14 protein-coding genes are annotated in these 13568 nt (G+C 47.0%); 11 read left to right on the top strand and 3 right to left on the bottom strand.

The features are described from left to right. Positions 1 to 13: 13 nt before the first annotated feature. Entirely contained in the window at positions 14 to 865 is an 852-nt protein-coding gene (gene hpaD, locus F5971_RS06675) for a 3,4-dihydroxyphenylacetate 2,3-dioxygenase (protein ID WP_036507890.1), read from the bottom strand. A 361-nt stretch (positions 866 to 1226) separates the two neighbouring features. Here hpaD and F5971_RS06670 point away from each other — a divergent pair, with 361 nt between their 5' ends. From F5971_RS06670 to F5971_RS06660, 3 genes are all read left to right on the top strand, one after another. Further along, entirely contained in the window at positions 1227 to 2396 is a 1170-nt protein-coding gene (locus tag F5971_RS06670; RefSeq protein WP_036507887.1) for a p-hydroxyphenylacetate 3-hydroxylase oxygenase component, read from the top strand. Positions 2397 to 2474: 78 nt separating this feature from the next. Next, on the top strand, positions 2475 to 3407 hold the full coding sequence (locus F5971_RS06665; protein ID WP_193494506.1) for a p-hydroxyphenylacetate 3-hydroxylase reductase component: 933 nt from the start codon (positions 2475 to 2477) through the stop codon (positions 3405 to 3407). A gap of 180 nt (positions 3408 to 3587) precedes the next feature. Continuing rightward, positions 3588 to 4331 carry a retropepsin-like aspartic protease family protein gene (locus tag F5971_RS06660; RefSeq protein ID WP_193494505.1) on the top strand — a complete coding sequence of 248 codons (744 nt, stop codon included), beginning with the start codon at positions 3588 to 3590 and terminating at the stop codon, positions 4329 to 4331. A gap of 17 nt (positions 4332 to 4348) precedes the next feature. On the opposite strand, the gene F5971_RS06655 is transcribed toward F5971_RS06660, so the two are convergent. Beyond that, positions 4349 to 7810: an acyl-[ACP]--phospholipid O-acyltransferase gene (locus F5971_RS06655; RefSeq protein ID WP_193494504.1), complete on the bottom strand. Its 3462-nt coding sequence runs from the start codon at positions 7808 to 7810 to the stop codon at positions 4349 to 4351. Positions 7811 to 7955: 145 nt separating this feature from the next. Here F5971_RS06655 and F5971_RS06650 point away from each other — a divergent pair, with 145 nt between their 5' ends. From F5971_RS06650 to F5971_RS06620, 8 genes are all read left to right on the top strand, one after another. Beyond that, positions 7956 to 8687: a helix-turn-helix domain-containing protein gene (locus tag F5971_RS06650; protein ID WP_193494503.1), complete on the top strand. Its 732-nt coding sequence runs from the start codon at positions 7956 to 7958 to the stop codon at positions 8685 to 8687. Between the two features lie 345 nt (positions 8688 to 9032). Then, the gene (locus tag F5971_RS06645; protein ID WP_193494502.1) at positions 9033 to 9275 is read left to right on the top strand and encodes an HvfA family oxazolone/thioamide-modified RiPP metallophore; all 243 of its coding nucleotides are present in this window, start codon (positions 9033 to 9035) and stop codon (positions 9273 to 9275) included. Between the two features lie 91 nt (positions 9276 to 9366). Further along, positions 9367 to 10197, top strand: coding sequence for an HvfB family MNIO-type RiPP peptide maturase (locus F5971_RS06640; protein ID WP_193494501.1), 831 nt, complete (start codon positions 9367 to 9369; stop codon positions 10195 to 10197). Beyond that, positions 10184 to 10948 (top strand): HvfC family RiPP maturation protein, encoded by a 765-nt coding sequence (locus F5971_RS06635; RefSeq protein ID WP_193494500.1) that lies wholly within the window; start codon positions 10184 to 10186, stop codon positions 10946 to 10948. Before F5971_RS06640 ends, F5971_RS06635 begins: the two co-directional genes overlap by 14 nt. Beyond that, positions 10945 to 11559 (top strand): HvfX family Cu-binding RiPP maturation protein, encoded by a 615-nt coding sequence (locus F5971_RS06630; RefSeq protein ID WP_193494499.1) that lies wholly within the window; start codon positions 10945 to 10947, stop codon positions 11557 to 11559. The genes F5971_RS06635 and F5971_RS06630 overlap by 4 nt, the downstream gene beginning before the upstream one ends. Then, positions 11552 to 12178, top strand: a complete 627-nt coding sequence (locus F5971_RS06625; RefSeq protein ID WP_237748498.1) for a sigma-70 family RNA polymerase sigma factor — start codon at positions 11552 to 11554, stop codon at positions 12176 to 12178. The genes F5971_RS06630 and F5971_RS06625 overlap by 8 nt, the downstream gene beginning before the upstream one ends. After that, the gene (locus F5971_RS18865) at positions 12175 to 12405 is read left to right on the top strand and encodes an anti-sigma factor family protein (RefSeq protein ID WP_081763705.1); all 231 of its coding nucleotides are present in this window, start codon (positions 12175 to 12177) and stop codon (positions 12403 to 12405) included. The genes F5971_RS06625 and F5971_RS18865 overlap by 4 nt, the downstream gene beginning before the upstream one ends. A 52-nt stretch (positions 12406 to 12457) precedes the next feature. Beyond that, a complete protein-coding gene (locus tag F5971_RS06620) occupies positions 12458 to 13303 on the top strand; it encodes a DUF4394 domain-containing protein (protein ID WP_193494498.1) in 846 nt (281 codons plus the stop codon). On the opposite strand, the gene F5971_RS18400 is transcribed toward F5971_RS06620, so the two are convergent. Continuing rightward, on the bottom strand, positions 13300 to 13497 hold the full coding sequence (locus F5971_RS18400; RefSeq protein ID WP_246187773.1) for a helix-turn-helix domain-containing protein: 198 nt from the start codon (positions 13495 to 13497) through the stop codon (positions 13300 to 13302). The genes F5971_RS06620 and F5971_RS18400 overlap by 4 nt on opposite strands. Between the last annotated feature and the right edge of the window lie 71 nt (positions 13498 to 13568).

The following is a 13568-nucleotide window of genomic DNA, read 5'->3' as shown; positions in this document are numbered from 1 at the left end:
TAAAAAATTCATTTCAGATGACAGGAAAGACGACATTGGCCTGACCCGTTCCAGAGCTAGGGAAATACTCGCCAATCAGCTCACCTTTTCCAGAGTAGCGATCCCAGCCTAAGGCACCGAAGAGCATCGCGGTATCATGCATTCCCCCTTCGCCAGAACAGAACTGCGCATATTCAGGTAGCATTTTAAGGAAGGTGGAAATATCCCCCTGCTGCCAAAGCTCTAGAACACGCAAATCAACTTGCCGATTGAACTCACGAGAAATGGTGAAGGTACCGTTATTCTCGGCATAGAGTTCGTTTTCCCAGATTTTGTGAGATAACGATCCTGATGCCAGCAGCAGCACTTTTCGGTCACTGGCTTCAACGGCTTCGCGAATGGCCTCACCCAGTGTTTTGGAGTCTTGCAGACTGTGAACCGTGCACCAAGCCGCAATTGAAATAATGGGCATGTCACCTGGCTGCATAAAGTGCATTGGAACCAAGGTTCCGTACTCTAAATCCAATGTTTCAACCTGATGAGAAAGCGTGTGCACACCTTTTTCGGTTGCTCGAGCAGCGATGGCATCACCGAGTTCCGGATCACCGCGATATGCATAGTCCAGATTTTGGATAAAATGTGGAAACTCGTGGCTGGTGTAACGCCCTTTGAATACAGGATTACTGTTAATATGAAAGCCTGCATTCACTAACCAATGTGTATCCAACACAATCACCGTGTCCGCACCTTTTTCACGTGCTCGACGCATGATTTCTTTGTGTCCATCAATGGCTTGCTGTCGACACCCCTGGAGTTTTCCGGGTTGTTCAGAGAGGAGCATGGTTGGAACATGAGTGACCTTAGCTGCTAAAACGATTTCGCCCATGGCAAGTACCTTTTTAGTTTTTATTTAGTATAAAGGAATTTATTTAACATATTAAGTATTAAAAATCCTAGTACATATGAAAGAGGCTGTCAATCGTATAACGGCTAAGCATTGAGTCATGTCAAAAATAATTAAAACCCAAATAATTGCTTAAAAAATGTTCCTAGTCGTTTGATTTTAAATCATTTAAAAACCCGAAAACCCTAATAACACACGCAACAAAACAGAAAAGTACCATAAATAAATAATTTATTACCTTTCTGCTAAGGAGTACTTTTGCCCATAATCTAACCCAGTTAACGCATTTAGCTTAATAGCGACCTCATTAAAATAAGTGATAAAGTACAGAGGCTTCTGACTCATGACACAACACAATCCTATGCTTAAAAAATTAAACGAAATTTTGCCCGCCATTCGAGAGAACGCCCCTCTTGCGGTTAAACTTCGCCAAGTTCCTAAAGAAAATGTCGACATGCTTCATGGGATTGGACTCAACCGAGCATTTCTTCCTAAGGCCTATGGGGGTCTTGAGATGTCACTTCCTGAGTTCACCGACTGTATAGCGGCTCTTGCTGGTGCATGCTGTTCAACCGCTTGGGCCTACAGCCTTTTGTGCACCCATAACCACCAAATGTCGATGTTTAGCAAACAAGCACAAGATGAGTTCTGGGGAACGAATCCTGACGCTGTTGCATCCAGCAGCATTGCTCCTTTCGGTAAGCATGAAGAAACTGAAGGTGGCATTATTTTTACAGGCGATATGAAATGGAGTTCGGGCGTTGATCATGCAGACTGGATTATCGTCGGCTTCCTTCGCACTAAATCCGATGGTGCTAAGGTGTATAGCTTTGCTGTCATCCCTCGCAGCGACTTTACCATTATCGACGACTGGTATTCGGTCGGCATGCAGGGCAGTGGTACAAAAACGGCCCACATTGATGGTGTCTTTGTGCCCGAACATCGCATACAAGCAGCAATCGATATGATGGAAGGCCGTCACGTTGGGCGCGATCTCTATCCTGATAGTAAAATTTATCACACCCCTTACCGCCCATACTTTGCATGTGGCTTTGCCGCCATGAGCCTTGGCGTTGCGGAGCGGATGATCGACGTTTACAAAGAACTCACTCAAAACCGTGTTAGAGCCTACACGGGTGCCGCTGTCCGTGAGTCCATCCCCCCGATTCTGCGCATTGCTGAATCCTATCAACAAGTTGCGGCTGCACGTGCTTTTCTGGAAAAAACCTGGCAAGAACACAAAGAGTATGGCGAGCGCCACGAATATCCTACCCGCTATGTGTTGGCGCATTGGCGAACCAATCAGGCCTATGCAATCAAGATGTGCGTTGAAGCCGTCAATCGCCTGTGGGCAGTGATGGGCGCATCCAACTGGTATGAAGATCGTGAGTCTCAGCGCCTCTGGCATGAGTCGAACATGACCGCTGCACACGCCTACACTGATTATGATGTCTGCGCTCAAATCCTCGGTCGTGAATTACTGGGACTCGAGCCAGATCCATCCTTACTCTAATCATTTTCAAGTCACTGGGCTGTGATTCAATACGCCCAGTGAACTCCACACTCTTCGTGTTAGGCCAAAGGTTATCTTATGAGCACACTCTCAACCGAATTCGACCCCAAAGCGTTTCGTCGCGCATTAGGCAATTTTGCGACAGGGGTTACTGTGATCACAGCCACCGCTTCTGATGGTAGTCGTGCAGGCGTCACCGCCAATAGCTTCAACTCTGTCTCACTCGACCCACCCCTTATTCTATGGAGCATCAGTAAAAACTCTGGCAGCTATTCAGTCTTCGAAAAAGCCAGCCACTTTGCCGTTAACATCCTTGCGGCCGATCAAATACACCTTTCCAATCACTTTGCACGCCCAAGTGACGATAAGTTTAAAGACATTCAGTTTGCATTGGGTTTAGGGGATGCTGCCATTCTGCCAGACACCTCTGCTTGCTTTCAGTGTGAGCAGTATCAAACCCTGGATGGAGGAGATCACTGGATTCTCGTAGGAAAAGTGGTGTCCTTCGTCGATACCGGTCGTGCGCCTTTGGTGTATCACGGTGGGGCCTATTCTGCTGTCATCCCCCATGCAGGATCTAAGCCCGAAAAAACATCGGCATCGGATGCGGCGCAAAGCAAAAATGAGCAACGCTTGGCGGACAACCTCTACTACCAAATGCTCCAAGCCGTAAAACGCTATCAAGCGGACTATCAACCTTTACAATTGGCAACGGGGCTGCGCACAATCGAGGCACGTATGCTTTTAACACTAAACGATTTCGGAACCCTCTCTACACAAGAGCTCGAAGATCGTATTGGCATGCCCGACAGCGATTTAAACGTTGCCGTTGATACGCTGTGCCGTAAAGGCTGGTTAGTACGCGAAGGAAATCAGCTCAGCATTAATCCGAATGGAGTCGAACAAGCTGAAACGCTCTGGCGTATCGCGAATGATCGACAACAAGCGGTATTTGGTCAATTCTCAGACGAAGAAATTGCCATCTTTCGTAAAGTCTTGAGTGCGATCTAAATCGCTTGAAGGAAGCGATATGGCTAGCGCCGTGATACCTGCTCAATGGATGCATGAGTAGGTTAACAACACCCAACGTCGGAACGCTCTTGCGATGAACGCGACTGGAAACTAACCTGCATCTGGGTTATAAAGCTCAGATCAGGTTTTTTACGGGTTCATTCTATGCAAAGGAAGCGCATGACGCATCAGGTTTATTCGTTGGGTTTCGTTTTACTGGCCTGCTTATCTGCCACAACCTTGCACGCTCAAATCCTGCATTACACGGATGATAAGGGGCGTCGTATTTATGTGGATAACATCAGCAAAGTTCCCCAGCAGTATCGCAACCAACTCGAAGTTCGCGGCACTCAACTGACGCCAGAACGCCGTAATGAGCTGGATCTAAAGCGCCAAGAGCAGCAAAATATTCAGCAACTGCAACAGCATCTACGACAGCTCGATCAGGCCATTTCCGCATTGCACACACCACTGACCATGCGTGGCAATTCGGTAATGCTCCCCGTTAAAGTCACCTTACAGGGCCGCACGGCCAATACCTTAATGATTCTGGATACGGGCGCCTCTTCAACCGTATTTCATCGCGATAAATTATCCCGATTACCCATTGATGCACGTCCCTCTGGGTATGCGCAGGTCGCCAGTGGTGATCTGATTGAAACCTTTTCAGCACGCTTTGATCTGATTGAAATCGGCCCCTATCGGATTGATGGACCTCGCGCCAGCATCATAGACTTCCAAGGAGCTGGCGCTCATGATGGTTTATTGGGCATGGATTTTCTGCGGCGGGTCGATTACCGCATCGACTTTGACGCCTCACAGATCATCTGGGACCCCACCCGCATTGCCGAACTCAAACAACAGCGGGTGGACCTGGAAGCGGCCATCGTTGCACTGACGGACGCCACTCAAACGCCGGAGTAGCGCAGCTACTCTGGCGTTTACCTGCCACACTCCAAGGCTAATGCCTTTGCAGCACCGAAATCCGTTTTGCCGGAACCCAGTTTCGGCAGTGCAGCCACCCGACACCACTGATCCGGTATTGCCAGATTGTTCAGGCCACTTTTTATTAATGCCTGCTTGAGCGAATCGGTGTCCAGCTCCACATCGTGCAGCGCCACCAGTTTTTCACCCTTTTTAGCGTCGGAAACGGCGACAACGATCACCTCAACATCAGGGTCTTCAAGTAAGTGGCTAATGGCCTGTTCAGTTTGAGCTAGGCTAATCATTTCACCCGCGATTTTGGCAAAACGGGAATAGCGGTCGACAATAAACAGAAAACCATCACTGTCGATATAGCCTTTATCACCCGTCACGTACCAACGCGTCCCCTTGATATTTTTGATCACCGAGTCGGTCTTGTCCGGATTATTCAGGTACCCCTGCATCACTTGGACACCCCCAATCAGAATCATCCCCGCCTCTCCCGTTGGCAACTCTTCAAAGGTTTCGGGATCCACCACTCTGCAACTGGTGCCAGGCAAGGGCATTCCGACTGAGCCGGGCTTCTGGCCACGCTGCACTTGCCAGCGCTCACTTTCAATTTTGTCTGGCAGATTAACGCTGGCAACGGGCGTGGTTTCCGTCGCGCCATAGCCTTCGTAAAGTGGCTTACTGAACTTAAGCGTAAAGCTATTGCGCACGTCTTCATTCAGCTTCTCTGCACCGGCCACCACCAGTCGCAAGCTGCTTAACATTAAGGGATGTATTTTGCTATTGCGGTTATAAAGCCGTAAGAAGGTCGAGGTTCCAAATAGAATCGTTGCTTGATAACGGGCAATGGCCTGGGCACTCGCCACCACATCCGTCGGATCAGGATGGCACACCACGGGCACACTTTCGATCAAGGGCATAAACTGCGTAATGGTTAAGCCAAAGGCATGAAACAAGGGCAGATTCGCCATGACAATGTCCTGCTCCTCGGTATTCAGCACCTCCGCTGTTTGTTTCACATTGGCCATGATGTTTTTATGGCTCAGACACACCCCTTTGGGCGCACCTTCGCTGCCACTAGAGAACAATATTGCAGCCGTGGCATCGCTGTTATGCGCACGGGAATGCAGCCAACACAGCAACCACGCGGGTAATACAGTCACACTCACCAAGGTCAATAGTTTTTCAACAAGACTGACCTTCTCAAACGCATCTTCGAGATACACAACCTTCAGACGATTCAGCAAAGTCTCCAAATGTATACCACGGCCTTCCAGCTTCTTCATAAAACGACGTGACGTATACAGGGTGCGGATGTCTGCTTGAGTCACCGCGGCCTCTAGCGCGGCAAGGCTCGCGGTATAGTTCAGATTAACCAGCGTTTTGCCTCGCAACAAGGCCGCCATATTCGCCAACATGCCACCGGCACTGCTTGGCAGCAGCAGGCCTAGGTTTTGCTCAGGGCTGTGCCGCTTGATTCGACGTGCCAAAACAATCGAACCTGTTAGAGCTTGGTAACCCGACAGATCACGCCCACTCACGACGTCGGCAATGGCTAAACGACGCCCTGTCCGCTTGGCTGAGTGTATCCAGGCTTTGGACACAGTCGGCAAGGTTTCGACATAGGCTTCCCAAGAGGATATTGATAAATCGAACACTCTCCGCTTAAGCACATCGGCCGTCGTTGTCGCTGGCAAGGGTGCGCCAAAGGCCACAATTAGATCGCGACGAGTCAAGCGCAGGGAGTTGTTTTTAAGATGGCTGGACGAACGCGAGAATTGGCTACCCCACAAACCGCGCAGATAAAAGGGCAAAATCACCACATCTGACGTGACATCTATGCACGCACGTTCGTAACCACGACGAAAATCCCCCAAATGCCCTGTGCGACTAATCGTGCCTTCGGGAAAGAGACAGACCACTTCACCTTTATTTAACGCATCGCTGACGGTCTTCAATGCATTGCGACTGCTCACACCCTGCTCAATCGGAATACAACCAAATAAATCGAACAACCAAGTGAGGTACCAGCGTTCGTAAATACTGCGCAACATCACAAAACGCACGGGGCGTGGACTGACCAGTTGCACAATCGCCCAATCCACCCAACTGATATGATTACCCAACAACAAAACGCCACCCTGTGCAGGCATATGCTCCAACCCTTGCACCGCCACCTTGTAACGGCGCGACATCACCCAACTGAGCACACAGCGGGTCAAGCTTTGCGGCAGTTGGTAAATGGTGTAAAAACAGCCCACCAGTGCCACAATCGCAATCAGCTCTAACAATGCTTTGCTGCTCAAACCCAACAGCGAGAAGGCCACCGTCAGCAGTAAAAAGCTGAGCATCACCACCGTCTGAACCCAATTGTTCGCCGCGAGTGTCCGGCCCATTTCAGACTCATCGGCATGAAACTGGATCAAGGCATTTAAAGGCACGATAAAAATCCCCCCCATGAATCCGATAAACAGAAAGGTCAATGCAGCGGCCATCAGTGTTTCGGTAAATGGCAGGTACAACAAGCCCATTGCAATACCAAGCGCGCCCAGCGGTAATAGCCCTGTCTCGATATAATCACGCGAAAAGCGACCCGCAAACACAGACCCCAATGCAATCCCCACGCCAGAGCAGGCTAGAATGCCCTGCACGAAGATCGTATTGGTCAAAAACATTTCCTCTTTAGCGAAGGCAGGGAAAGCCGCCAGCATCACCTGTCCCACCCCCCAAAACGTCGCCAAGCCAATCACCGACAAGCGAATCACCTTGCTTCTAACCAACGGCTGCAAGTCTTTGCCAAACAATCGACCGCTCAGGTATTTTTTTGTCTCGAAGGTCGTGGTCACACCCGTTGCTGGCTGCGTTGGCAGCCGATACATCATGACCAACTCAATCACACTGTTCAGCACCAACAGCCAACCAATGGGCGCGATTGCGCGCAGGATATCGGCTTCGGATAAGCTGCCAGCGGGGTACCAAAGTTCGAACAGAATGGAGAACGCAAAAATACCGACCAGAATGGCGCAGATGGATAATGCAGACACAAGACCATTGGCTTCGCCTAAATGCTCCTTACCAAACAGCTCACGAATATAGCCATACTTAGCCGGTGAATAGACAGCCGACTGAGCCGCCAGCAAAAAGGTCATGGCGAAGGCCGCCCAGAACCACCCCATATAGTAACAAGCGGTAATACCCAAGGTGATTGCCACCGCCGCCCAAGCGGATGCCTGCATTATGGACGTCTTGCGATACTTGTCGGACAAAAACCCGGCTGGACTGAGCAATAAAATAAACGGTAAAAGGATCAAGCCGTTAACAACTGCAATCAAGATGACCTGCAGTGGGCCATCGTAGAGTTTGAACACCGTATTCTGAATAATAATCTTGTGGCCCAAATCCACAAAGGCGTTGAGAAACACCGCCACGAGAAAGGGAATGGCTCCTGCGAAATGTCTGAGTTTAAGCATGACTCTGGTCCTTTACGAGTTATCAGATGTGACGGCAATTGTATCCTTAGGGATCAAAATAGAAACCTTCATATTCATTGTGTTATTATTTTCGTCTTAAGGTATCGTATGATAATACTTTTTACCGATTCCATTAGGATTCACTATGCCGCAAACCACTGCCCTCCTCTCTGCCCTCAAGCAACGCCTGCGCGCCAACGGCGTAACCTATGCCGATGTCGCCCACGCATTGGGCCTGAGCGAAGCCTCGATCAAGCGCCTATTTGCTCAGCAGGGCTTCACCCTCGCACGTCTTGAACAAGTATGCACCCTCGCCAATACCGACCTTGCTGAACTGGTGCAAAGCATGCTACTCCAGCAACGCCAAGTTGAACAACTGAGTGAAGAACAAGAAGCCGAAATCGCCTCAGACGTCTTGCTGTTGATGGTAACCGTCAGTGTCATTAATGGCTTCAGCTACGACGACCTGCTCAGCCACTTCCGCCTAACCCCAGCCGAATGCATCCAAAAGCTCGCCCAGCTTGATCGACTCAAGCTGATCGACCTTCATCCTGGCAACCGCATCAAACTGCGCATTGCCCCCAACTTCCGCTGGAAACCCGACGGCCCGATACAACGTTTCTTTTTACAGTATGTGCAAAAGGACTTTTTTGACTCCCGTTTTGACGAAAAATCTGAAAAGCTCATGGTACTCAATGGCTTGCTTAGCCATACCAGCAACGCAGAAATGCAGGAAAAAATTGATCGCCTTAGCATGGAATTTAACGAGCGGCTAAAAAAAGACAGGCACTTGCCCATGACTGACAAACACGGCACCACCATGGTGATTGCATTAAGGCAGTGGGGCTACAGTCTGTTTGATGAGTATATGAAATAAGCTGGCTGGGATGGGGGGCTTAGTCTATAAGGTTGAAGATGATGACCGTTCACCCTCCAGTTGATGCCATACCCGTAGAATAATAATGACACTTAGGTGTTATATGCGTGGTACCGCCGTCAGTCGTATAAAGAATGGATCGGTTCAAAAAACCTATCAGTTATCAGTTGTTAATTCAGCTAGAAACAATGAATTTCAAATAAATTAACACACACTAATACATTGATTTTTTTATAAAAATTCAAAAAAATTAAAAAATAAAAATATTTTGTAAGGAAAAGTGATTTCGTGCAACTCACCTATGAGCGCTAAACGCTCTAATCAATAAACACATCGAGGTGAAACATGAAGACAACTACTAAAACTCTGCTTTCTGCAACAGGCGCTGCTCTAATCGGTTTAGGTATGGCTGCTTCTGCTTCTGCTGCAAATCCATTTGCGACCGAAGTCTTAACCCAAGGGTACACGCAAGTTTCTCAATATGGTTCAACTGAAGCTAAATGTGGTGAGGCCAAATGTGGTGAAGCCAAGTGCGGTGAAGAAAAAATTGAAGAAGCTAAATGTGGCGAAGGTAAATGTGGCGGCTAATCTAGGCGGCTTAGGTTCGCCCATGGATCGGGCTCCTTTTCTTTTCTGATTGAATTCGATTTCGGTTTAAGTGACCTTAAGGAGATAGTTAATGAAAACGACCGATCAAGTAGGCCTTGGTTTCCGTCGAGAGCACCTTAAGGCAATCACTCCTGGCGAGAAAGTATCCGTTGATTTTTTTGAGGTTGCCCCCGAAAACTGGATGAACATTGGTGGTCGGTTAGCCAAAAATTTTCGTGAATTTACCGAGCGTTACCGCTTTTATACCCACGGTTTATCGCTTTCATTAGGAAGTCCTGCGCCATTGGATATGGATTTCGTCAAACAAATTAAACGTTTTTTAGACGATCACAAGATAGACGTCTACAGCGAGCATCTTAGCGCTTGCAGTGATGACGGTCATCTTTATGATCTTATGCCGATTCCCTTTACGGAAGACGCCGTGTATTGGGTAGCTGAACGAATTAAACAGGTCATGGATTGTTTAGAAAGGCCTTTTTATGTAGAAAACGTGTCCTATTACGCACAAATACATCAACAAATGTCTGAACTTGAGTTTACTCAAGCCATACTAGATGAAGCCAACTGTCAGCTTCTACTTGATGTAAATAATGTCTATGTGAATAGTGTTAATCATCGCTATGACGCTAAAGCGTTCATTCAGGGAATTGATCCCGACAGGATTGGCTATCTTCATATAGCCGGTCATCATCAGGAAGCTGAAGATTTAATTATTGATACCCATGGCGCTGCCGTTTCCGATCCTGTTTGGCAATTATTACATGTGGTGTACCACCATGCAGGCTTAAAACCCACATTATTGGAGCGTGACTTTAACCTTCCGCCACTAGCTGATCTTTATAAAGAAACTGATATTATTAAATCGATACAGTTGTCAGGTGGTTACCATGCTGCAGCATAACCCACCAGCGTACGCTGAACATTTGCTTAAATTAACGCATGCAATTCGCAACCCAGAAGAGGTTTCGCTCGAAATCGAGCCTCGCAGACTGGAGGTCTATCAACGTCTCTTTTTCAATAATATTAATAATTTTGTCAGCAGTGCATTTCCTGTCTTTAAACAGATAGTGTCTGATGAGTGGTGGTTAAATGAGATTCGCGGATTTATGTCCAATTATCGCTGTCAGTCACCAAGGTTTTACGATATTGCTGAACAGTTTTTGGATTATCTGCAAAGTGATGTTAGACCTAGCACTGAGCAGGATCCCCCTTTTATGCATGAGCTGATGCGTTACGAATGGCTAGAGCTATTTCTTGAATTAGCAGATGCAGAATTTGATGGTGGGGAAACTCCGCAACTTAATTATGGTATAAACTTATCCCCTTTAAGTTTACTTGAAGCTTACAGCTATCCTGTTCACTTAATTAATCGAGATAACCAGCCGACTGAACCCAGTCTACACCCTACGTTCTTGTTAGTGTATCGAAACCGAAATGACAAAATAGTTTTTGAACATCTTAATCCGTTTAGTGCCCATCTATTTGCACTAATATCGGACCAACCAGAAACAGCACTTGAAAATCATCTACAACAGATAGCCATTCAATTTGGGCTTGAGCCCAATCAGCATTTTCTGAATCAGGGTCTTTCTCTAGTGCAAGGTTGGCATGATCGAGATGTACTCAGCAGAGCTAGAGGAGAGTCGTCATGATAAGTACACTGATAAGTCATTCTCGCAAAGTGATGAACTGCTTACGGCATCTCGATGGCTTAGCGCCTTTGTTAATGCGTCTTTACCTAGCACCTGTCATGATGCAAGCCGGATGGATGAAGTTGGCTAATTTTGAAAGTACGGTGAATTGGTTTGGAAATCCTGATTGGGGATTAGGGCTACCTTTTCCTGAATTGATGGTCATTCTAGCCGGTGGTGCTGAACTAATCGGTGGTTTATTACTGATCCCAGGATTGGCGGTACGTTGGTTTAGTGTTCCTTTAATGGTAACCATGCTGGTCGCCGCCCTGACTGTGCATTGGCAAAATGGCTGGCTAGCCATTGCTGACGCCTCAAGTTGGCTGGCAAACGATAGAGTTCACGCCTCAACCGAGCAACTGCAACGTGGCCGAGAAATTTTAAGAACACATGGAAACTTTAGTTGGTTAACTCAAAACGGAAATTTCGTCATCTTGAATAATGGTGTCGAATTTGCGGCCACCTATTTTATTATGTTTTTGACACTTTTTTACACGGGTGCAGGACGCTACGTAAGCTTAGATTATTGGATTAAATATCATTACTATAAAGAGAAGTCACTTCATGAGTAGCACTGTTATGAATCCTAGCGAAATATTTGATACCAGCCATCAGGAGGCTTCTATAAGGGACTATACACAACGCCTAAATAATATAAGACCAAGACTGTTGGCTTTTGCTCGACTACAAATGAGCGATAAATCTTTTGCTGAAGATTTAGTTCAAGAAACACTAATAACGGCTTGGGAAAAGCTACATGATTTCAGAGGTGAGTCACGTTTTGAAACTTGGGTATTTGGTATATTACGTTATAAGTTACTCGATGAAATACGTCGTAAAACCCGTATTGCTAGTTTCCAATTTTCTTCAGATGACCTTCCAGAAATCGATATGCTTTTTAAAGATAATGAGCAATGGACTGACGAAGCCGCGCCATCAACCTGGACAACACCTGATGACTCTTTAGAAAATGATCATTTTTGGCAGGTTTTTGATATTTGTGTATATCATCTACCCGAAAAAACAGCGCGTGTTTTTACCCTGAGAGAATTAATGGGCCTTGAAACAGATGAAATATGTGATTCATTAAACATCAGTGAAGATAACTGCTGGACAATTTTACATAGAGCACGTGTAAAACTAAGAAGCTGTTTAGAACGCAGCTGGTTTTCGCAAGGAGAAATAAAATGAAATCTATGTACTCCTGTAAACATGCAACGACTCTAATGTCTAAAAAGCTAGAGACTCGATTAAGTTTCAGAGAGTGGGTTTGGCTTTACACTCATCTTGCGTTATGCGCGAACTGTCGCCGTTGCTATCGCCAATTTAAACTACTAGATAAGGCAAATAAGAGTAGACGGGCATTTATGCAAAATATTGCTGCCTCCCAGGCTTCGCATATAACACCTAAATCGTGATCTTAGAAACTTCAAAGGCCCTTGGTGCCGAATTTATAAAAAGGAAATATTCATGAAAAAGACTCTGCTCTCCACCACCATCTTTGCCTTGCTCTGCGCTCCTGCCTTCGCCCATGATATCAAAGTCACCGGCTATGCGCTGAGCAGTGACGGCACCAGTCTTGTCTCTTTGCCTGGTCTGACCGAGGTCGGCGAGACAATCACCTTATCCAGCAGCTTGGCCGCAATTGCCTATCGTCCTGTGACGGGCGAACTGATCGGTATAGCACCGAATGCGGCTGTCTACACCATCGATCCAGCAACTGGCGCGCTGACAGCGACCGATAACCTAAAAGGCGATAATGTTGGAATCACCGAAGGTGCAATGGTTGGTTTCGACTTCAACAACAGCATTGATGCGATCCGCATTGTGGCAACCGACGGGTCGAACCATGTCTATTTCCCCTCAGGGTTCGGTGATAATGACGAACGTGCCAATTCAGTACGCCGTTTCACCGATTTGTTCTATGCCCAAGGTGACAAAAACGAAGGCGCTATCCCTGCTGTTTTTGCAAGCGCCTATACCAATGCAATCAAGGGTAAGACCGCATCCGAGACCGTACAATATGTGCTAGATGCAGAAACCAACACACTGCTGAATCTTGCCAATAACGCTGGGTCGCTGACCACCGTTGCTGCTCTAACACTGGATGGTAAAGCAGTGGATATCAGTGCAATGGGTGATATGGAAATCGTCTCGCCTGCAGAGGGCACGAATATGGCATATGCCATGCTGATGATGCAAGGTGCCAACACTTCTGGTGTTTACTCCATTGATCTGGCAACAGGTGAACTCACTCTGCGAGCCAATCTGGGCGAGATGGGCTTTAAAGGTTTTGCTGCTATGTTGGATGATTAAGCACTCGCAAAAGTAAGATGGGCCTGAACCCATCTTACCAGCTCAACTTTTTGTACTTTATCTAAACTTAATTTCTTGTCAAGATGCCACAAATGATAAGAATTCTGCATAGCCAACCAATTTTCTAAGGTTCTACACAAAGCTTTAGACAGACGAAGTGCCATTTCTGGGCTTATTCCACTTTGGCCGTTCATGTTCAACTACCATACTGGTGCTACTTCTTGAGATTACAGTATCCGTGACAAAAAAATCTCTTTAGCAGTTT

This window comes from Nitrincola alkalisediminis, assembly GCF_009821115.1.
Taxonomy (GTDB): domain Bacteria; phylum Pseudomonadota; class Gammaproteobacteria; order Pseudomonadales; family Balneatricaceae; genus Nitrincola; species Nitrincola alkalisediminis.
Note: the sequence above shows the minus strand (reverse complement) of the source record. Positions and strands in the feature narration are given on the sequence as shown.